Consider the following 19,487-nt stretch of genomic DNA (forward strand, 5'->3'; position numbering starts at 1 on the left):
AAGACTGCGAAGGCCGGTGGCCGCCCTTGCAGCCGCGGTCACGGCAGCAGCCGGCCTGGTGCTGCTGCCGGCCGGGCCGGTGGCAGCAACCGATGCCGCCCCGGTGACCATCACCCCCAACCCGGCAAGCCGCGGCGAAGCCTTCGAAGGCTGGGGCACCAGCCTGGTCTGGTTTGCCAACGCGACGGCGGGCTACTCCCCTGAGCTTCGCGAGGAGCTCTACCAGAAGGTGTTCGGCGAGGACGGGCTTAACCTCAACATTGCCCGCTACAACGTGGGCGGCGGCAATGCGTCCGATGTCGCCAACTACCTCAACGACGGCAGCGCGGTGGAGGGCTGGTGGAAGCCGGTCACCGAACCCGGCGCCGGCGAAGTCCCGTCCAACCTGTACAACCCGGACGGGTCCGTGGACCCGGCCCAGGCGAACAAGCTCGCGTTCCTCAACCAGTGGGACCCGGAGGACCCCGCATCCTACAACCCGGACGCGGACCAGAACCAGCGCTGGTGGGTGGAACGCCTGGCGGCGGACCAGCAGATCACCCACTGGGAAGCCTTCAGCAACTCCCCGCCCTGGTTCATGACCAGGAGCGGCTACGTCTCCGGCCAGGTCAACACCAGCAAGGGGGAAAACCTGCTGCCCCAGGCGGAAGCCAAGTTCGCCGCCTACATGAAGCACGCCGTCGAACTCCTCGAAGACGGCAGCGGCATCACAGTGGACACCATCGATCCGTTCAACGAACCCAACTCCGGCTACTGGGGCACGGACATCAACGCCGCCACCGGCAAGCCGCCCACCACGTACACGCAGAAGCAGGAGGGTGCGCTGATCTACCCGGCGGCGCAGGACCGCGTCACCAAGCTGCTCGCCGCCGAATTGGGCAAGGACGGCACCACCACGGACGCCGCCATCTCCGCGATGGACGAGACCGACCCGAGCAAGTTCATGACCAACTGGAACGGCTACAGTCAGCGGGCCAAGGACGCCGTCTCCCAACTGAACGTCCACACGTACGGCACCAATGACCGCCGCCGGGTCCGCGACCTCGCAAACTCCACGGACAAGCCGCTCTGGATGAGCGAAGTGGGTGGCTTCTGGACCGGCAACCCGGCGCTCGGCGACTCCACCAGCGGCTGGGACCGCTCCAACATCACCAACGGCCTGGGGATTGCCGGCCGGATGGTCAATGACCTGCGCGAACTCGAACCGGATGCCTGGGTGTTCTGGCAGCCGGTGGAGGACACCTACAAGCAGGAAAAGGCGGACAAGGGCTGGGGCTCCATCTACGTCGATTTTGACTGCAACTACGCGGGCCGTGAGGGCTTCTCCAACCGCCGGCTCAACGACGGCGCCAGCGCCGATGCGGCCAAGTGCAAGGTCCTGACCAACCAGAAGTACAACACCACCCGGAACTTCACGCATTACATCCGCCCCGGCGACTTCCTGGTACAGAACGACAACGCCAAGACGGCGAGCGCCCTGGACGCGGACGGCAACGGAGCCACGCTGGTGCACTTCAATGACACCCCGACGGCGGAGAAGGTCACCATCGACCTGAGCCGTTTCGGCAGCATCGCGCCCGGCGCCACCGTCACCCCGGTGGTCACCACCAAGTCACCGCTGGACGACATCGAACGGAACGCCCTGGTCAAAGGTGCGCCGGTCGCCGTCGACACCGCGGCCAAGTCAGCGACGCTGGAGGTTCCCGCCGCGTCCGTGGTGACGTTCGTCGTCGACGGCGTCAGCGGGGTGGCCAGCGGTGCCGCCCCTGTGCAGGACGGCCACAGCTACCACCTGGCCGGCGAGGCCAGCCGAAAATACCTCACCGGCAAGGCTGACGGTACGGCTGCCATCCAGGACCTTGGAAGCACGACGGCGGAGGTCACCCCGCAGCTGTGGACGTTCAACGCCGTGAACAGCGACGACGAGTTCGCGAATGACCGCCGCTGGGTGGTCACCAACAGGGACGGCCGCGTACTCACCGGCAACGGCGGAGTACTCAACGCCAGCCAGGCTGGCAGCGCATCCCTGGCCACCATGTCCCTGGAGCAGGCCAAGTCTGATCCGGCCGCGCAGTGGATCGTCACCACTGAGAACGGCAAACAGTGGTCGCTGGTCAACGCCGGAGCCGCCATTGCCCTGCAGGTCTCCGGCAACCAGACGGCTGCGGGAACGGGAGTATCCCTGGGCTCCTCCACCGGTACCACGGCAACAGCAACCGCAAACCCGCACCAGGCCTGGGGCTTCACTGATCTCGCCGACCTCAAACTGCTCGGCACCAAGCCAGTAGAACTGGCCACACCCATCGGGACAGCACCGTCCCTGCCGGCCACCGTCACCCCGTTGTATGCCAAGGGCGAAGGGCGTCCGGCAGCAGTCCAGTGGGACGCTGTGGATCCTGCCGTCTGGAAGAAACGCGGCACCGTGACCATCACCGGGTCAGGCACCGACGTCTACGGCCAGTCCTTCACTGACGCCAAGGCCACCGTAACGGTGGGCAAGTACACGGCCACGGACCCCGTCTCTGTGACGGTTGGAGCGGGTGCAACGCTGGACGAAGTAAGAGCGGCCGCGCCCGCCACCGTTCCCGGCCAGGTGGGGGCGGCAGCAGCGCGGAACGATCTCGCCGTCACGTGGGACTGGAGCACCTTCGACCCGGCAGCGCTGCAAACGCCTGGAACAGCCACCCTTCACGGTAAAGCCGGCACGGGCGCGGACGGCGACAAGCCGCTCGATGCCCTGTTGACCATACTGGTGGTGGACCGCGTCCCGAGCAGCAACATCTGCAAGGACGATCCCGCCACCACGGTTGCGGCCACCTACACCGAGGGTTCGTACGTTGCGAAAAACACCTGTGACGGCAACGCCTCCACCCGCTGGTCGAACTGGATCAGCGGCGGACGCGGCGGCGACACCCTCACGTACGGCTTCAGCCGCGATTACACAGTGAACTCGGTAAGTGTGACGCTGGCCGAGAAGGCCGCGCAAAGCCTGAAAGTCCAATATGAGGATGCTGCAGGGGCCTGGCAGGACACCTCGGCAGGAACCGCCACAGGCCTCAGCATCACTGCTCCGGTGAAGGTAGCCTTCAACCCCGTCACCACCCGCGGCATCAGGGTTGTCCTGACCACCACCGGTTCCTACACCAAGGTGGCCGAAGTGGCCATTGCCGGCACACGGCTGGGTGAGGCGGGACTTGCAGACCTGGGCCGGCTGCTGGTGGACCAGAAACCGGTCGTGGGCTTCTCGTCCGAAACAGGCAGTTACACCGTCCTGACAACGTCGACGGCGGCACCGGCGGTCGCGGCGTACCCCCTGGATACGGAGGCGAAAGTTGCCATCGCCCAAGCAGCCGCTGAGCGGCCGGCGGCGACAGTCACGGTGACTGCCCCAAACGGCACCACGCGCGAGTACACCGTGACTTTTGTAACGGGCAAGGCGGCCTGTGCCGGGGGAGGCTGGGCCACCAACGTGGAACCGGGCTTCGCCACTGAAGGGGAATGCGTGAACTACTTCGCCTCGAAGTAGTTCACGCATCGCATAAGTCCCCACTTGTGGGAACCACGCGGACGGCCGTTGGAGCAGCCAGGTAACTGGCGCTGCAACGGCCGTTGCCGTTGTGCCGCCGGACTATGCTGGGGAAAACCTGCCGCAGCACTGCACGGCACGGGCATGGCGGTGAGGACCTCCGTCACTGGTCTCGGGAGGATGAGGAAATGGCGCGAGCGACAGTCCAGGACGTCGCTAAAACGGCAGGAGTGTCAGTAGGGACGGTGTCCCGCGTCCTGAACAAAAGCCCGGCCGTCAGCGAGTCGAGCAAGGAAAAGGTCACAGCGGCCATCCGCCAGCTCAATTACCGGCCCCTCGCCTCCGCCCGCGACCTGCGCCGGGACCGGACCATGCGCATCCTGGCCCTCGCCAAGAACCTGAATTCGCCCATCATCAGTGAAGCCTTCCGGGGCGTCGGCGACGCCGCCGCATCGTCGGGCTACGTCAGCCTCATTGCCCCGACGGCCGGGGACCTGGAACGGGAACAGCAACTGGTGGACATGCTGCGCAACGGGTCCGTGGACGGGCTCATCATGTTTTCGCCAACGATGCCGGACGAAGACGTGGACGAAATGGCCGAGCAGCTCAGCGTTGTCCAGGTCTGCGAGATCGCGGACTCCGAGGCAGCATTCGGTGTTTCCATCGACGACCGTAAGGCCGCTTTCGACATCACGCGGCACCTCATTGAAACCGGCGGCCGCCGCCTGGCGATGATCGGCAACAGGGCAGCCCGCTCTGGCCGGCTTCGTGAGGAAGGCTTTCGCCAGGCGGCCTCCGAGGCGGGTATGACGCCGGACCAGATGCTGTTCGTGGAGGGTGAGTTCGACTTCCACACCGGGCGCCGCCTTGCCAGGAAACTGCTGAAGATCGACCCCCTTCCGGACGCAGTGTTTTGCGGCAGCGATACTGTCGCTGCCGCTTGCGTCCGTGAAATCACCGACGCCGGGCTGCGGGTGCCCGACGACATCGCCGTGGCAGGTTTTGACGACTCGGTGCAGGCGGAAATGTGCGTCCCGGAACTGACCACGATCAGGCAGCCAGCGTATGACATGGGCCGGCTGGCCTTCGAAGAACTCCTTACCCGGATGACGGTCCCGGGCGAACACCGCCGCGGCCGGACCTTCCTCCCCCATGAACTCGTGGTGCGGGACTCGACCAGGACCTAAGACGAGGCTTGACAGCCTCACGTGGCGGCTGTCACACTACTTTGGAATCGATTCCAACATGGCATGCAGGGCACTTTGCCTTCAATTTGGAATCGATTCCACTGAACTCGAAAAGACGCCGGCAAGGCAAAGGAGCCACTTGTGGACTTGATTCGACTTACTTCCCCACGACCCGCTGTTGTCGCGGCTGCGGCCCTGGCCGCGGGCCTGCTGCTGAGCGCCTGCGGCGGCGCGGCAACCCAGGGTGCGCAAAATGCGGCCGCTGCCGATCCGGCTTCGGCTGCTGGCGCCACCGGAAACGTCACCATTTGCGGCGGCAAGGACGCCTCCGGTATCTATAAGGGCACAGCCGAGGCCTTCACCACGGCGAACGGCAAGGTCACCGCCAAATACACCGAGATCGGGGCGACCACCGACGAGGCCCGCACCCAGGCGGTGCAGCGGCTTGAAGGCAAGTCCACAGAATGCGATATCTTCGTCGCGGATGTCATTTGGACCTCCGAGTTCGCCTCCCAGGGCTGGCTTCTGGACCAGACCAAGCTCGTCGAAACCAACATGGACCACCTCATCCCCTCCACCGTGGAGACCGCCAAATACGAGGACAAGTACTGGGCTTCCCCGTTTTTCACCAACGCAGGGCTCGTGTACTACCAGAAGGACAAGGTGGCAAAGCCGGAGACCTGGCAGCAGCTCTACGCTGAGGCAGCCAAGGCCCCGGGCAATAGTTTTGTCTACCAGGGCAAGCAGTATGAGGGCCTCACCGTCAACTTCCTGGAGATGCTCTACAGCGCCGGCGGAGAGGTGCTGGACGACAAAGGCGAGGTCAAAATCGACTCGGCCGAAAGCCGCGAGGTACTCGACTTCATGAGCAAGGGCCTCAAGGACGGTTCGGCGGACCGTGCCGTGCTGACCTACAACGAGGATCCGACCCGCTTGGCCTACGAGTCCGGCAATTTTGGCTACCAGCGCAACTGGCCGCACGTCTACCGCCTGCTCAACGCCACCCCGCTGGCGGGCACCTTCGGTGTGGCCCCGCTTCCGGCCTGGGAAGGCGGCAAGGCCTCCGGTGTCCTGGGTGGCTGGAACCTGGCGATCTCGGCCCACTCCACCAACCAGGCCGCAGCTGTGGCGTTCATCGACTTCGCCACCACTCCGGACTGGCAGAAGCACGTGGCCATGGATTTCTCGCAGGCCCCGGTAAACGAAGCCGCCTACTCGGACCCGGCTGTCCTGGCGAAGATGCCGTTCGCCGCCGAACTGCTCGCCTCAGTCCAAGGTGCCAAGCCGCGGCCCATCTCCCCGGTTTACCCGCAGATCTCCCAGGCCATCTACAAAAATGTCTATGCCGTCCTCTCCGGCACTGCCTCTTCCGAGGACGCCGTAAAGGCGATGGCCGAAGAGATCAAGACAGCAACGGCGAGCTTCTGACCATGGCCACCAAGTCCCTATCCCCCGGCCGGGGGGTGAACAGCCGCGGCGTGAACGGCCGCGACCGGGCGGAGCGGCGGCTTGCCGTCCGGATGACCGCACCGTCCCTGGTCCTGATGGCCCTGGTGGCGGCGGTGCCCATCGGATATGCGCTCTGGCTGTCCCTGAACCAGTACAGCGTCCGGACTGCCGGCCTGTCCCGCTTCGTCGGCCTGGAAAACTACATCACCGCCCTCAACGGCCCGCACTGGTGGGCCGCGTTCGGCCAGACGTTCCTCTTCGCAGGACTCTCGGTCTCACTCGAGCTGGTGCTCGGCACGGCCATGGCACTGCTGCTGAACCTCGCCTTCCGCGGCCGGGCGTTACTGCGCACTGTGGTCCTGCTGCCGTACGCCGTGGTGACCGTGGTCAGTGCCATCACCTGGGAAACGATGTTCCAGCCCAACCTGGGCCTGGTCACCAATGTCCTGTCAACGCTGGGCCTGCCCGGCGGTGACGTGGTCTGGCTCGGCGAGCATGGATACGCCATGGCCGTCATCGTCCTCGCCGACGTCTGGAAGACCACGCCGTTCGCGGCCCTCATCATCCTGGCCGGCCTGCAGGTCATCCCGGCCGAGACCTATGAGGCGGCAGAACTCGACGGCGCCAGCAAGTGGCAGGCGTTCATGAACATCACCCTTCCGCTCCTGCGGCCCGCGATTGTGCTCGCGGCGATCTTCCGCACCATGGATGCGCTGCGCGTCTTCGACCTTCCGTTTGTGCTCACCCGAGGTGCCAACGGCACCGAATCAATGTCCATGCTGGCCTACACCCAGCTGCGCGAAAACCGCCTGGTGGGCGAAGGGTCGGCGCTGTCCATCCTGACCTTCCTCACCGTCATGGCCGTGTCGGTGGTCTACATCCGCTTCGCCGGGGGGAACATCCGGGACGTCGCGAAGGAGGAACAATGAGCACACTGATCGAACAGCGCCCCAAGGCGGCTCTCGCCACTCCCGGCCGGACGTCCAAACGCAGGCTCCGCGGAGAAGCGAAACTGCACCCGGTGGTCTGGGTCTTTGTGGTTGCCGTGATGGGTTTCTCGCTCATCCCGTTCTACTGGCTGGTCAACACCTCCCTCAAAACCGGTCCCAGCCTGTCCAAGGGCGAACTCTTCCCCAGCCAGCCCACCATCGAAAACTACCTGGCGGTGTTCCAGAACCCCGAGTTCCTCCTGGCACTGCGCAACTCGGTGATCATCGCCGTCGTCACCACCACCGTGGCACTGGTGTTCGCTTCCTTCGCCGCCTACGCCCTGGCCAGGCTCAAGATGCGCCGCAAGGCCCTGATCCTGACCCTGATCCTCTCGGTGACCACGTTCCCGGCCATCGCCATCGCGGCCCCGATCTTCTCGATCTGGCGCGAGATCGGGCTCTACGACACATTGCCGGGCCTCATCATCCCGAAGCTGACCTTTGCCTTGCCCCTGGCGATCTACACGTTGACGTCGTTCTTCCGCGAGATCCCCCGTGAGCTTGAGGAATCGGCCTACATGGACGGCGCCAGCCCGTTCACCGCCTTCCGGAAAGTCATCCTGCCCCTGGCCATCCCGGGCCTGGCAACCACCGCGATCCTCGTGTTCATCTCGGTGTGGAATGAATTCCTGCTGGCCGTCACCCTGACCACGTCGCCCGAAGCCCGCCCCGTTCCCGTGGCCATCGCATTCTTCAGCGGCACCAGCGAGTTTGACCAGCCGCTGGGCACCATCAGTGCGGCATCGGTGATCATCACCATCCCGCTGGTCATCCTTGTGCTCCTTTGCCAAAGGCGTATCGTGTCCGGCATGACTGCCGGCGCCGTCAAAGGCTGAGGAAACCCACCCAAATACCAGAACCTCCATACAAGAAAAGGAATATCCGTGAGCAACGAGCAGTCCCCCGGACAGGATGCCGCTTCCCTGAAAAATCCAGGTGCCAAAGAACTGAGGGTGGGTGTGGTCGGCATCGGCTGGGCCGGCCAGCAGCACCTGAAAGCCTATTCTGAGCTGAAGGGCGTCCGCATCGTGTCGCTGGCCGGGATGGAGCAGGAGCTCCGTGACTCCCTGCAGGCTGAATACGCCATTCCGAACGCTTTCGCGGACTGGAAAGACATGCTGGACCACGGCAGCCTGGACGCCGTCAGCGTGGCGGTGCCCACCTTCCTGCACGCACCCATCGCCATCGCCGCACTGGAACGGGGAATCCACGTGCTGAGCGAAAAGCCCATCGCGCGCAACGCGGCCGAAGGCCAGGCCATGGTTGACGCCGCCCGCAAGGCCGGACGGGTCCTGGACGTGGCCTTCAACCACCGCCGCCGGGGCGATATCCAGGCACTCAAGGGTGTCATCGACGACGGCGGCCTGGGCCGGCCCTACTACGCCAAGGCATCCTGGCTCCGCCGCTCCGGCATCCCGACGCTGGGCAGCTGGTTCACCAACCCGGAACTCGCCGGCGGCGGACCGTTGGCCGACATCGGAGTGCACGCGCTGGACTACGCCCTGCACCTCCTGGGCGAACCGAAAGTGGTGGCCGTCTCCGCCGCCACCCATTCAGAACTGGGCCCGCAGGGCAGGGGCGGCGGCAACCGGTACTCAGCCCAGGCCACCAGCCATGCCTTCGAGGTGGAGGACTTCGCATCGGCTTTCCTTCGGCTTGAAAATGGCGGCACGCTGGTGATTGAGGCAAGCTGGGCCACCTACCGGGAAACCGACGACCTCCTTGACTTCACGGTGTACGGTACGGACGGCGGCGCCGAGCTCAAGGTACAGGGCGCACCGTTCCCGCCAGTCGGCCAGCTCCGTGTTTTTACAGACAGGGACGGCGAGTCAGCAGACTATGTGCCGCCCGTGCTGCCGGGCCGCGCCCATGACGCAGTGGTGGAAGATTTTGTCACGGCAGTGCGCGGCGGGGAGCAGGCCTGGGGCGAGCACGACGGATCCCTGGCGCTCTACCGCGCCCAGATCATCGACGCGTGCTACCAGTCCGCGCTGGAGCAGAGGGAGGTTCGACTCTAATGAACGACAAACTGAGGATCCGGGTGTGGAACGAGGGCGTCCACGAGGCCATCAATGAGCCGTCCCACATCGGGGAAATCTATCCGGACGGCATCCATGGCGCCATTGCGGCCGGGCTGCGCTCCTACTTTCCGGAGTCGGAGATCTCGACGGCGGTCCTGGCCACCGATGACGAGCACGGCCTTGACGAGGAGGTGCTCGCGGAGACGGACGTCCTGCTGTGGTGGGGACACATGGCCCACCATGAGGTGAGCGACGCCGTCGTCGAACGAGTCCACCGGCACGTTCTCGGCGGCATGGGACTGATCGTGCTCCACTCAGGGCACTTCGCCCAGGTCTTCACCAAGCTGCTCGGCACCAGCTGCTCGCTCGCGTGGCGGAACGACGGCGAGCGCGAGCTGGTGTGGACCGTGAAACCATCACACCCCATCGCCGAAGGCGTGGACAGCCCCATCGTCATCCCCGAGCAGGAGATGTACGGCGAGCTCTTCGACATTCCGGACCCTGACGACCTGATCTTCATCAGTTCCTTCGCCGGCGGCGAGGTGTTCCGTTCCGGTGTCACGTTCACCCGGGGCAAGGGCCGCATCTTCTACTTCAGCCCCGGCGACCAGGAATACCCGGTGTACCACCACCCGCAGATCCAGCGGGTCCTGGCCAACGGCGTGAAGTGGGCGGCCCAGCCGGAGCTGCACCGCGCGGTCCCGGAAGTCACCAACCCGGCCCGGGACTGGTTCGCGGGAGCCTAGGAGTTTTTGTCCACGTATGCAGACTTCAGAGGCCTTTAAGTCGGCTTAGCTGGACAAAAACTCCAATGCTGTGGCGAGGCTGAGTGCGGTGCCGTCGGCGAATTCGAACCGGCCGCCGCCGGCGCCGTGCTCCTGGTCAACAGGGACAAAGCGGACGGCATCGGCAGGTTCCGCGCTTGCCTGCCCGGCGAGGATAACGACGGCGGCATAGTCGCCGTCGTTTACCGTGCCCGACGTCCCGATCCAGGGAATTGTGAGCTGCTCCCCCATGGCGTGCGGCCCGCCCCGGCGCCAGGTGCCGGCGTCGTCCAACGGCGAGCCGAAGCCTTCCACGGGACGGATCCCACTGACCATTCCGGCTTCCGCGTCCACGGGCCAGCCGCCGAGCCGGAGCCTGGCTGCCTGTGCTGAGGCGGCGCCCCGCACCCGGACCAGCCGCAGCTCCACCGCGCCCCGTGTCACCGACACCACTGTGACTTCCGGCCCCGGGGTGGCTGTCCCCTTGGCACCGCTGCCGTGGTCCGGCCCGGCGTCGGGATCAACGGCAATCCAGTTAACGGTGCCGCGGGAGACACCCACCAGCACGCCGCCCAGGTCCTGCTGTCCCAGGTACTCAAAACCCGTCCGGTGGGTGGCCTTACCTTCACCGTTCAGCAGGACGACGGCGTTGTCCAGGGACTCCGGCTCCAAGTCCGGGAACGTGGCGGTGGAGTAGCCGAGCCTGGCGTAAAGGGGTGAGTCGGCAACGGCAACTCCCGCGTTGGCGTGGTCCGTGCCGTGGTTCCGGATCCGGACCACGCCGTCGGCGACCGTGGCGTCCACCTGCCAGCCGGGTGCTTCCAGCAGCCGCCGGGTATCGCCCGTTTCCACTGGCAACGGCTCCTCCACGGAGGTCCACACAGGATGGCCGGCCGGCAGGGCGAGGCCCAGCATGCCCTTGGCGGCCCAGTACGGTGAGCCGGCGCCGGAATAGGACTGCTTCATCCCGGGGAATTCGCCGTGCCAGCCGATGGACAGCAGCCCGTCATCAGTGATGGAACCTCGCTTGACGAAGTAGTCCAGGATGCCTGAGGCGGCCCGCCGGCTGAGACCCGGGCTGAGCCGGCTGTGGCCCGAGAGTTCGCCAACCCAGAACGGGGCGGCTGCGGCGAAGCGGTAGATGAGGCTGCGGCCCTGGATCAGCGGGGCGCCATTGGCTCCCACCAGGTGTACGGCGTCGTCCAGGAAGTCCGCGAGCCGATCGCCGTCGAGCTTGGCCCTGGCCTGGACGCGCGGATCCTCGGGTGCCATCAGCTCCCACAGCTGCGGGTAAACCTGGAAGGCCCAGCCCACGTAATGGTCGTAGGCGCGTTCAGGCCCGTCCGCGAACCAGCCGTGACCGCGGTACAAGGAGTCGTGGATGGCAAGGCCGGCGTCGATGTCCTCGTCGGAGTACTTGCCGCCCACAGACGCCAGGAAGGTTTCCACCACAATCTGGAACCACACCCAGTTGATGGGCGGGTATTCCTCGCCGATCACGGTCTCGAACCAGGCGATGAGTTGCTCCTGGACCCGCTGCGGGAGCTTGTCCCAGAGGACGTCCCGGGTCAGTGCCAGGCCAACCGCCAGGGACGCCGCCTCCACCTTCGCCTGGCCCAGCTCACCGGGCGTGGGCCAGCGGTCCGGATTGGCCGGGTTGGTTCCGGCATCCAGGCCCTTGGCATACCAGTCGGTGATCCAGCCAGCCCCCTCCGGATCGCCCTTGATGCGGAACGATGCCAGCAGGAAGGTCCGGGCGAAGGCTTCCAGCGAGTCACTGCGCGGGCCGTAGGCGCTGTGGGCTCCCGGCAGGTGGAGATTGGCGTGGTCGTCCGTGGCGTGGCGGTGCGCTGACCGCAGCAGGTAATCGGCATAGGCGGACCAGTGCTCCCGGGTCAGGCCGGTGTAGGGCGAAAGCCGGTGGTCCAGCGGAGGCAGGGCCAGGGAAACGGGAGGAGCTGTTGTTGGCATGGATTCCTCAAGGTTCAGGAGCGGAGGGTCTTCGGGATTATGGGATTCAGGTTGTCAGCGCTGTTCAATCCGTCAGCCAGGCAAGGGCGCGGTGGAGCAGTTCGCGGTGTTCGGCTGATTCGTAGGAGGCGGCGTCATGGCCCAGGGCATCGTAAAAAGTCCGGCCGGCCGGTCCTCGGCCGGGCTTAACACGCTCAGCACTTCGCTCGAAGGACCACATCACCGGGTGCTCCACGCCGTCATGGGTGTGGGTGGCATGGACCTTGATGCCCGGAGCGGTCCGCAGCCAGCTGTACCGCTCATCCAACAGCTTGAAGTCGGGGATCCCGGCAACAAGGGGTCCGGAATCGGGCACGATGTGGATGGCAGCCGGCCCATACTCCGGGTGCATCGATTGGCCCCGCACCCAGCGGCCGCCTACCCCGGTTTCCCATGCGGGCAGGTCCAGGAAGCTGGTGGAGCTGACATGGCTGACCAGCATAGGACGCGCGGAGTCCAGCCAGCGGCTCAGTCCGGCCCTGGCGTCCGGCGTACCGGGAGACGGCAACTCATCGCGGGGCAGGCCTACGTTGACCACCAGGAGATCCGGCAGGGCCGAGTCTTCGCCCAGTGCCAGGGTTTCCAAGGCGGCGTCCACGTCCGCGGGGACGTCGACGTCGTAACCCGTCTCCCGCAACAGCCCCGCCAAAGCCGCTGACGTTTCAGCAAAGGGATGCCAGGGGTCGGCATAGCGGCCCACGCCGCTCAACAGCATTGCGCGTCTGGGGCCCGCCTCCGGCGACACAGGTTGCGCCAAAGATTCCGGCACCCGTCCCACTCTCACAGGGATTCCTGCAGCATGCCAGTGACGGGCACGCGCGGGCCGCCCAGGGAAGATTCGCGCAGGATCAGCTCCGGATTCAGCTCGATCCGGTGGACCGGCCGCATCCGTCCCTCGGCCAGGCGCGCCGCCATCAGCTGCACCGCCACCTTCCCCACATATTGCTTGGGCGGCCGCACGGCGGAGATGGCGGGCTCGGCGAGGTAGGCCACCTCGTCGTCGTACCCCACAATGGCCATGTCCCCCGGCACTGCCCGTCCCCGGTCCACGCAATGCTGCACAAAAGCCACGGCCTGGGTGTCCGAATGGACCAGCATGGCGGTGGTCCCGGTCTTTTCGCACAACTCCAGGACGTGGTCGAAGTGCTTTGCGCGCTCCCCGTTCTCCTGCTTTGCCGAGTCCTCGTGCACCGATCCCTGCAGCGGGATCTTCAGGGCAGCAAGCGCCTGCCGCCAGCCGCGCACCACATGCGGGCTGGTGGGGCTGGAGGAGTCGGTGAGGCAGCCGATCCGGCGGTGCCCCTCCTGCCACAGGTGCCGGACCGCCATGCCGGCGCCGAACGCGTGGTCCGTGGCCACCCATTCCAGCCGGTGGGCGGGGATTTCGATGGGCGACCGGCGTTCTGCCAGCACCACGGGAATGGGCAGCGCGTTGAGCCAGCGCAGCAACTCCTGCCCCTGGTTACCGGTCATGTCCGGCGCCACGATCAGCCCGTCCACGTTCTGGTTGTCCAGCAGGGCCTGCACCTGCCGCCGGTTGTCGGCGGCGTCGTAGGCAGAGCCGCGCACCAGGATCCGCAGGTTCTGTTCCTCCGCTTCGGCGCGGGCGCCGCTGATGACCTGCGGCCAGTAGTAGTCCAGTGACGGAACCACCATGCCGATGGCGTAACTGTGCTGCTGGGGCCGGCCCGCTGCCGACGACCGGTCCAGCCGGCTGGGCAGCGTTGCGCCGCCGTGGACCCGCGACACCAGGCCCTCGTCCGCCAGGAGGTTCACGTCACGGCGGATTGTCAGCTCGCTGACCCCCAATTTCACGGCGATGTCACGGACGGTGATGGCGCCGTGCGCGCGCAGTTCCTCCATCAGCCGTTCCCGGCGCTGGAGCGAAAAGAGCGCCTTTCCTGCTTCGTGCGGTTGGTCGGGGCTCATGCTGATGCCTCCACGGTGAGGGTGAATGCGCCGGCGGCGCTTGGATTTTCAGGCAGGCCCGCGGGCAGGCGGAAGCGCAGGCGCGTCAGCTTCGCTCCCCAGATGTCCGCGAGGAGGGGATCGTCCAGCAGCCACTCGTCAACGAGGACGACGGCGGCGGCAGGCTCCCAGCGCAGAATGGCTCCGCGGGTTGTCCCGGCGGCGGGGATGCCCGCGGGCAGGACCATGACTGTCCCATGCCCCACAGTGACGGTGCCGGCTGCGAGATAGGTGATGTCGACGTCGGACGTTCCGCTTTCCGGCGGTACGCCCAGGTCCCAGCGGTCCGCGACCTCGACCTTCCGGGCTTTCCGGTCCAGCGATGCCGTGCGGACCCACTGGTCAGGGCGCAAACCATAGGCCGCCCCGAGCGCCAGCTGGATCGTGGGATCCCCAGGCTCCGGGGCCCGCAGCACCTCGGCATCGAACTCGGCGCCCGTCCCCTGCTCCAAGCCAAAGGGGGCCGGAACGCTGTGCCAGTCGCTCTGCATGGCGCGGATCTGATAGCGGTCAGGGCCGAAGGTTTTGGCCGTGTACGTGGGCTGTCCGGCGTCGACGAGGAGGGGCACGCCGTCAACGGCCAGCACCACCGAGCCGACATCGCGATGGTTGTGATGCTCGCCGTTGTGCCCGCCCTTCGCCGCCAGGAACAAGCCTTCCGTGTTGCCTGCCTGCTCGCGCGCCGCCATGATCTGCACGGAAGGAAGGTAGGTGAAGGGAACCAGGGGCGGTTGTGGTGCTGTAGAGGTATCGGCCGCAGTCAGGAGCGAGTGCAGGACCCTTCCGAGGCCCGACGCCGGCTCCGGCTGCGGGGAAACCATAGCCGCCGCGTGCCGGACGGCATCCTTGTCCCCAAGACGCGCGGCCCACCCCTGCAGCATGTCCCACGGCAGCGCCTTGGCTGCCTGGGCGGGGCCGTCCGCAACGTTCAGGAACCAGGTGTTTCCAAGGTGCATCCGGTGCGGGAAGGCAACCAGTTCCCGGATCACTGGAAGGTCCGCATCGAGGGCGCCGCCGGTAGCTTCTTCGAGCAGGGCAAGCCCTTCCAGCATCCGCCCTGCCCCGTTCCACCAGTACGCGAAGCCCTCGTCGATGGCGCCATCTGCGGGCAGGGAGGCGAGGAAGCGGTCCAGTCCCTCGATACAGCGGGCAACTGTTCGAACCTGTTCGTTTGGATCATCGACGAGGAAGATCGCGGCGGCGAGGAGGTTGGAATGAATCCACGGGTTCCAGTTGTGGACGTTGCCGTCCAGCCCCAGCCAGTGCCAGTCAAGGCGTTCGAGGAAGGGTTGGATGACACGTTCGTCCGTTTCCTCCCGGATGCGGCGGCGCAGGCCAGGGGCCCTGTTGTCCAGCTGTTCACCGAGGACGTGGTCCAGCCAGGCGAGCTGGGCCGCAACCTCGCCGGCACCCAGGTCCAGGTAAGGCCGGGACTTACGGGGCACCACCTCTCCGGAGCGGGAAAACACGTCATCGTGCGCGGCCCAGCTCCAGGAGCTTTGCTCGCACAGGAGGTAGGCGCCGTCGATGACCTCGTCAAGCCAGTCCTGCCCGCCGGCGCCTTCGGTACCGGATTCTGCGGCACTGTCGGGGAGCAACGCCATGACCACTGCCCGGGTGATGCGCTGCTGGCGGGCGGCTACCAGGCCCTCGTAGGCGGTGCGGTTGCCGTCGCGGAAATAGCGGGCGTAGTGCGAGACGAGGGGCTGCGGCCACTCGGTGCCCTTCTCCTCACGGGCCTGCCGGCCCAGCGCCGCGAGCGCCGCAGCGGGAAGCTTTTCCCAGGCTCCGTTCCCGGCTGGCCGGACCCGGAGACGCCCGCGCGCTCCAGCGAGGAGTTCCGCCAGTTCGGGCCCGGAAGCGTTGCTGCCCCATGCGGACGCCAGGGGTGCTTCACAGGTGGCCGTCGGCACGGTGTTGTGGGCCATGGATTTCTTTCTCTTGTTCGAGTGTGATCGTTTCAGGGCGAGTAAGAACAGCTTGAATGTTCTGTCTTGTTTATGAGTATCTACTGAATGTTAGATGTGATGCAAGACATGGTTCAACCCGAACGGGTCAAGCCACAGAATGCGAAAGGAGGATCCCTGATGTCACTGAAGCCCAAGGCGTTGCTGGTCATGAACAGTGGAACCTTTGCCGATCAATTTGATTCCACCCGGCTGGAACGGTTGGGCAACGTTGTTGATCTTGGCGCCAACCCCTGGACGCCTTCGCTGGATGATCCAGAACTCGCCGGGCGGCTTTCCGACGTTGAAATTCTCCTGACCAGCTGGGGCGTACCCCGCCTCACTGCGGCGAGGCTGGAGCGCATGCCCAAGCTCCGCGCTGTCTTCCACTGCGCGGGCACCGTCCGCAGCTTCGTCAGCGAAGAACTGTGGCAACGCGGGATCTTGGTGACCAACGGTGCGGACGCCAATGCCATTCCGGTGGCAGAGTTCACCTTCGCCTCCATCGTCCTTGCGGGGAAGAAGGCGCATGTACTGTCCAATGACGCCCGCACCTTCCGGGAGGACTGGAGCTACAGTACGCGGCGCGGGGAGCTGGGCAATATCGGCCGGGTTGTCGGCGTGATCGGGTTCTCCCGCATCGGGCGCCGGGTGGTGCAGCTGGTGCAGCAACTGCAGGACGTGACCTGCCTGGTCAGCGATCCCCATGCGGATCCACTGGCGGTAGCGGCGGCCGGCGGGCGCCTCGTTCCGATGGAGGAGCTCCTGCCCGCCTCGGACGTCGTCACGGTCCATGCCCCCGCCCTGCCCGAGACCCGGCATATGATCGGTACCCGGGAGCTGCGGGCCATGAAGGACCACGCAACCCTGATCAACACCGCCCGCGGATCCCTCGTTGACACCAAAGCCCTCGAAGCCGAGTGCGCCACCGGGCGCATCACGGCCTTGCTGGACGTCACCGAACCCGAGCCCCTGCCCGCGGACTCCGTGCTGTACAGCCTCCCCAACGTCATCATCACCCCGCACATCGCCGGTTCACTGGGAACAGAAACCCGCAGGATGTCCGATGCCGCCCTGGACGACCTGGAACGGTACCTCACCGGCCGGGAACTCCTCGCCCAGGTGCTCCACGAGGACCTCTCCCTCAGCGCCTGACCAAATACACCTCCGCCGCTACGGCAAAATTGAAACCCTACAAAGGAGAACGCAATGAAGCGCACAACCCTCGCCGCCATCGCCCTGGCAGTGACCGCCGGGCTGGGCCTGACCGGTTGCGCAGGTGCCGCAGGCCCCGCCGAACCCCAGGGCCAGGAAGGCAAGACCCGGCTGACGGTGTCCGTCTGGAACTATGAAGGCACCCCGGAATTCAAGGCGCTGTTTGACAGCTACGAGGCCGCCAACCCGACCGTGGACATTGAGCCCGTAGACATCCTCGCCGATGACTACCCGCAGAAAGTCACCACCATGCTGGCCGGCGGCGACACCACGGACGTGCTGACCATGAAGAACGTCATCGATTACGCCCGGTACGCCAACAACGGCCAGCTGCAGGAAATCAACAACGTGGTGGACACCGTGGGCAAGGACAACCTCGCCGGCATCGACGCCTTCGACATCGACGGCAAGTACTTCGCAGCCCCGTACCGCCAGGACTTCTGGCTGCTGTACTACAACAAGGACCTCTTCAAGGCCGCCGGGATCGAAGATCCCAAGGACCTGACCTGGGAGAAGTACACCGAGATCGCCAAGAAGCTCAGTTCCGAAGCCGGCGGCAAGAAGGTCTACGGCACCTACCACCACATCTGGCGCTCCGTGGTCCAGGCCATCGCCGCCGCGCAGAACGACGCCGACCAGAACAGCGGCGAATACAACTTCTTCGAGGACCAGTACAACACCGCCCTGGATTTGCAGAAGAGCGGCGCAACCCTCGACTTCGGCACGGCCAAGAGCCAGAAGACCAGCTACCGCACCATGTTCGAATCCGGCCAGGCCGCCATGATGCCCATGGGCACCTGGTACATCGCGGGCATCCTGCAGGCCAAGAAGGACGGCAAAACCAACGTCAACTGGGGCCTGGCACCCCTGCCGCAGAAGGACGCGGACGGCAAGGTCACCACGTTCGGCTCCCCCACCGCCTTCGCGGTGAACAAGAACGCCGCGCACTCCGATGAAGCCAAGAAGTTCATCGAATGGGCCGCCGGCGAGGAGGGCGCCAAGGCCATCTCCAAGATCGGTGTTGTCCCTGCGCTCCAGAACGAGTCCGTCACCGCCGAATACTTCAAGCTGGATGGCCTGCCCTCCGATGAACTGTCCAAGAAGGCCTTCACCCCCGACGAAACCGCCCTCGAAATGCCGGTGAGCGATAAGTCCGCTGCCACGGACAAGGTCCTCAACCAGGAGCACGACCTCATCATGGTCGGCGAGCGCTCCGTGGCCGACGGCATCGCCGAGATGGGCAAGCGCGTCACGAGCGAAGTCCTCGGCAAGTAGCCGGGCCAGTAACACTCCCCGGTTCCGGTGCTGCGTCCCAGGGCGCGGCACCGAATCCGGAACCTGAACTCTCCTGATCCTGAAATGGAGGAACGCTTCCGGCCCCGGGAGCGGTCATCATGACTACAGAAATCATCCCCCAGGCCCCTGCCCCGGTACACAGCCGCGGCAACAGGAAGCAGGCCAGGCGAAACACCCTGATTGGCTGGACGTTCATCCTGCCGAACTTCCTGGGCTTCCTGGCCTTCACCCTTATTCCGGTCCTGGCCGCCCTTGCCCTTTCCTTCATGGAATGGACCTCGTTCAGCGCTCCCAAGTGGGTGGGGCTGGCCAACTTCCAGCGCATGCTGGCTAGCGACACCTTCTGGGTGGCGCTGCGCAACACGGTGCTTTACGCGGTGGGCCATGTCCCCCTCACCATGGCACTGGCCCTGCTCCTGGCCATGCTGCTGAACCGCAAGCTCAAGGGCATCGGCTTCTTCCGGGTGGCTATCTTCTTCCCGTACATCACCTCGCTGGTGGCCGTCGCCGTCGTCTGGAACATGCTCTTCAGCCCGGACAGCGGACCCATCAACCAGTTCCTGCATTCGATCGGCATCGCCGAAGCCCCCGGCTGGACCTCCAGCTCCGACTGGGCACTTCCGGCCGTCATCATCACCAGCGTCTGGCGGGACATGGGCTACTACATGGTCCTGTACCTGGCCGGCCTGCAGGCCATCCCCACCGAACTCTACGAAGCAGCCGAAGTGGACGGCGCAAGCGCCTGGCAGCGCTTCTGGAACGTGACCATCCCGTCCCTGCGGCCCACCACGTTCTTCGTGGTGGTGATGTTGACGGTCTCCAGCTTCAAGGTCTTCGACCTCATCGTGGTTATGACCAACGGCGGCCCGGGCCGTTCGACCACGGTGCTGTCCCAGCTGATTTACCAGGAGGGTATTGGCGAAGGGAAGTTTGGCTACTCGTCCGCCATCTCGCTGGTGCTGTTCCTCATCGTCCTGACGGTCACCGTCCTGCAGTTCAAGATCCAACAGCGGAGGGAACGCTGATGACCAACATGGCCGAAGACCTCAAAGCCACTGCTTTCAAAGACGACCTGCCGTTGAGGGGCGGGGCAATTACTGCGGAAGACCGCCGCAG

General features: G+C 65.6%; 14 protein-coding genes. 10 read left to right on the forward strand and 4 right to left on the reverse strand.

Translation table 11 applies throughout. The features are described from left to right. The first annotated feature begins 16 nt into the window (after positions 1 to 16). The 7 genes from FBY31_RS11750 (at position 17) to FBY31_RS11780 (ending at position 9,918) form a co-directional block, all read left to right on the forward strand. The gene (locus tag FBY31_RS11750) at positions 17 to 3,526 is read left to right on the forward strand and encodes a discoidin domain-containing protein (RefSeq protein ID WP_160142459.1); all 3,510 of its coding nucleotides are present in this window, start codon (positions 17 to 19) and stop codon (positions 3,524 to 3,526) included. Between the two features lie 188 nt (positions 3,527 to 3,714). Further along, a complete protein-coding gene (locus FBY31_RS11755) occupies positions 3,715 to 4,713 on the forward strand; it encodes a LacI family DNA-binding transcriptional regulator (RefSeq protein ID WP_142040949.1) in 999 nt (332 codons plus the stop codon). A 141-nt stretch (positions 4,714 to 4,854) separates the two neighbouring features. Beyond that, positions 4,855 to 6,141, forward strand: a complete 1,287-nt coding sequence (locus FBY31_RS11760; protein WP_142040951.1) for an ABC transporter substrate-binding protein — start codon at positions 4,855 to 4,857, stop codon at positions 6,139 to 6,141. 2 nt (positions 6,142 to 6,143) lie between these two features. Beyond that, complete coding sequence (locus FBY31_RS11765; RefSeq protein WP_142040954.1) at positions 6,144 to 7,091, forward strand: carbohydrate ABC transporter permease; 948 nt, start codon at positions 6,144 to 6,146, stop codon at positions 7,089 to 7,091. Then, complete coding sequence (locus FBY31_RS11770) at positions 7,088 to 7,987, forward strand: carbohydrate ABC transporter permease (RefSeq protein ID WP_142040957.1); 900 nt, start codon at positions 7,088 to 7,090, stop codon at positions 7,985 to 7,987. Before FBY31_RS11765 ends, FBY31_RS11770 begins: the two co-directional genes overlap by 4 nt. A gap of 87 nt (positions 7,988 to 8,074) precedes the next feature. After that, on the forward strand, positions 8,075 to 9,169 hold the full coding sequence (locus FBY31_RS11775) for a Gfo/Idh/MocA family protein (RefSeq protein WP_142045291.1): 1,095 nt from the start codon (positions 8,075 to 8,077) through the stop codon (positions 9,167 to 9,169). Further along, on the forward strand, positions 9,169 to 9,918 hold the full coding sequence (locus tag FBY31_RS11780) for a ThuA domain-containing protein (protein WP_142040960.1): 750 nt from the start codon (positions 9,169 to 9,171) through the stop codon (positions 9,916 to 9,918). Before FBY31_RS11775 ends, FBY31_RS11780 begins: the two co-directional genes overlap by 1 nt. A gap of 45 nt (positions 9,919 to 9,963) precedes the next feature. Here FBY31_RS11780 and FBY31_RS11785 read toward each other — a convergent pair whose 3' ends face one another. The 4 genes from FBY31_RS11785 to FBY31_RS11800 all read right to left on the reverse strand — a co-directional run bounded on the left by FBY31_RS11785 (position 9,964) and on the right by FBY31_RS11800 (position 15,842). After that, positions 9,964 to 11,907 (reverse strand): DUF2264 domain-containing protein, encoded by a 1,944-nt coding sequence (locus tag FBY31_RS11785; RefSeq protein ID WP_142040963.1) that lies wholly within the window; start codon positions 11,905 to 11,907, stop codon positions 9,964 to 9,966. Positions 11,908 to 11,971: 64 nt separating this feature from the next. Then, positions 11,972 to 12,715, reverse strand: a complete 744-nt coding sequence (locus tag FBY31_RS11790) for a ThuA domain-containing protein (protein ID WP_235013032.1) — start codon at positions 12,713 to 12,715, stop codon at positions 11,972 to 11,974. An 11-nt stretch (positions 12,716 to 12,726) separates the two neighbouring features. Beyond that, on the reverse strand, positions 12,727 to 13,875 hold the full coding sequence (locus FBY31_RS11795; RefSeq protein WP_142040968.1) for a LacI family DNA-binding transcriptional regulator: 1,149 nt from the start codon (positions 13,873 to 13,875) through the stop codon (positions 12,727 to 12,729). Further along, the gene (locus FBY31_RS11800) at positions 13,872 to 15,842 is read right to left on the reverse strand and encodes a heparinase II/III family protein (RefSeq protein ID WP_142040971.1); all 1,971 of its coding nucleotides are present in this window, start codon (positions 15,840 to 15,842) and stop codon (positions 13,872 to 13,874) included. The genes FBY31_RS11795 and FBY31_RS11800 overlap by 4 nt, the downstream gene beginning before the upstream one ends. A 159-nt stretch (positions 15,843 to 16,001) precedes the next feature. Between FBY31_RS11800 and FBY31_RS11805 the strand changes: the two genes are divergently transcribed. The 3 genes from FBY31_RS11805 to FBY31_RS11815 all read left to right on the forward strand — a co-directional run bounded on the left by FBY31_RS11805 (position 16,002) and on the right by FBY31_RS11815 (position 19,396). Continuing rightward, positions 16,002 to 17,015 carry a hydroxyacid dehydrogenase gene (locus tag FBY31_RS11805; protein ID WP_142040975.1) on the forward strand — a complete coding sequence of 338 codons (1,014 nt, stop codon included), beginning with the start codon at positions 16,002 to 16,004 and terminating at the stop codon, positions 17,013 to 17,015. Between the two features lie 54 nt (positions 17,016 to 17,069). Continuing rightward, positions 17,070 to 18,350 carry an ABC transporter substrate-binding protein gene (locus FBY31_RS11810; RefSeq protein WP_142040977.1) on the forward strand — a complete coding sequence of 427 codons (1,281 nt, stop codon included), beginning with the start codon at positions 17,070 to 17,072 and terminating at the stop codon, positions 18,348 to 18,350. Positions 18,351 to 18,469: 119 nt separating this feature from the next. Beyond that, positions 18,470 to 19,396 carry a carbohydrate ABC transporter permease gene (locus FBY31_RS11815; protein WP_142040980.1) on the forward strand — a complete coding sequence of 309 codons (927 nt, stop codon included), beginning with the start codon at positions 18,470 to 18,472 and terminating at the stop codon, positions 19,394 to 19,396. Positions 19,397 to 19,487 lie beyond the last annotated feature (91 nt).

Source organism: Arthrobacter sp. SLBN-100, assembly GCF_006715305.1.
Classification (GTDB): Bacteria; Actinomycetota; Actinomycetes; order Actinomycetales; family Micrococcaceae; genus Arthrobacter.

Coding starts and splice junctions, on each gene's coding strand:
- FBY31_RS11800 (WP_142040971.1), bottom strand. CDS start 15,842: ATGGCCCACAACACCGTGCCGACGGCCACCTGTGAAGCACCCCTGGCG.
- FBY31_RS11780 (WP_142040960.1), top strand. CDS start 9,169: ATGAACGACAAACTGAGGATCCGGGTGTGGAACGAGGGCGTCCACGAG.
- FBY31_RS11795 (WP_142040968.1), bottom strand. CDS start 13,875: ATGAGCCCCGACCAACCGCACGAAGCAGGAAAGGCGCTCTTTTCGCTC.
- FBY31_RS11810 (WP_142040977.1), top strand. CDS start 17,070: ATGAAGCGCACAACCCTCGCCGCCATCGCCCTGGCAGTGACCGCCGGG.
- FBY31_RS11815 (WP_142040980.1), top strand. CDS start 18,470: ATGACTACAGAAATCATCCCCCAGGCCCCTGCCCCGGTACACAGCCGC.
- FBY31_RS11765 (WP_142040954.1), top strand. CDS start 6,144: ATGGCCACCAAGTCCCTATCCCCCGGCCGGGGGGTGAACAGCCGCGGC.
- FBY31_RS11805 (WP_142040975.1), top strand. CDS start 16,002: ATGTCACTGAAGCCCAAGGCGTTGCTGGTCATGAACAGTGGAACCTTT.
- FBY31_RS11755 (WP_142040949.1), top strand. CDS start 3,715: ATGGCGCGAGCGACAGTCCAGGACGTCGCTAAAACGGCAGGAGTGTCA.
- FBY31_RS11770 (WP_142040957.1), top strand. CDS start 7,088: ATGAGCACACTGATCGAACAGCGCCCCAAGGCGGCTCTCGCCACTCCC.
- FBY31_RS11785 (WP_142040963.1), bottom strand. CDS start 11,907: ATGCCAACAACAGCTCCTCCCGTTTCCCTGGCCCTGCCTCCGCTGGAC.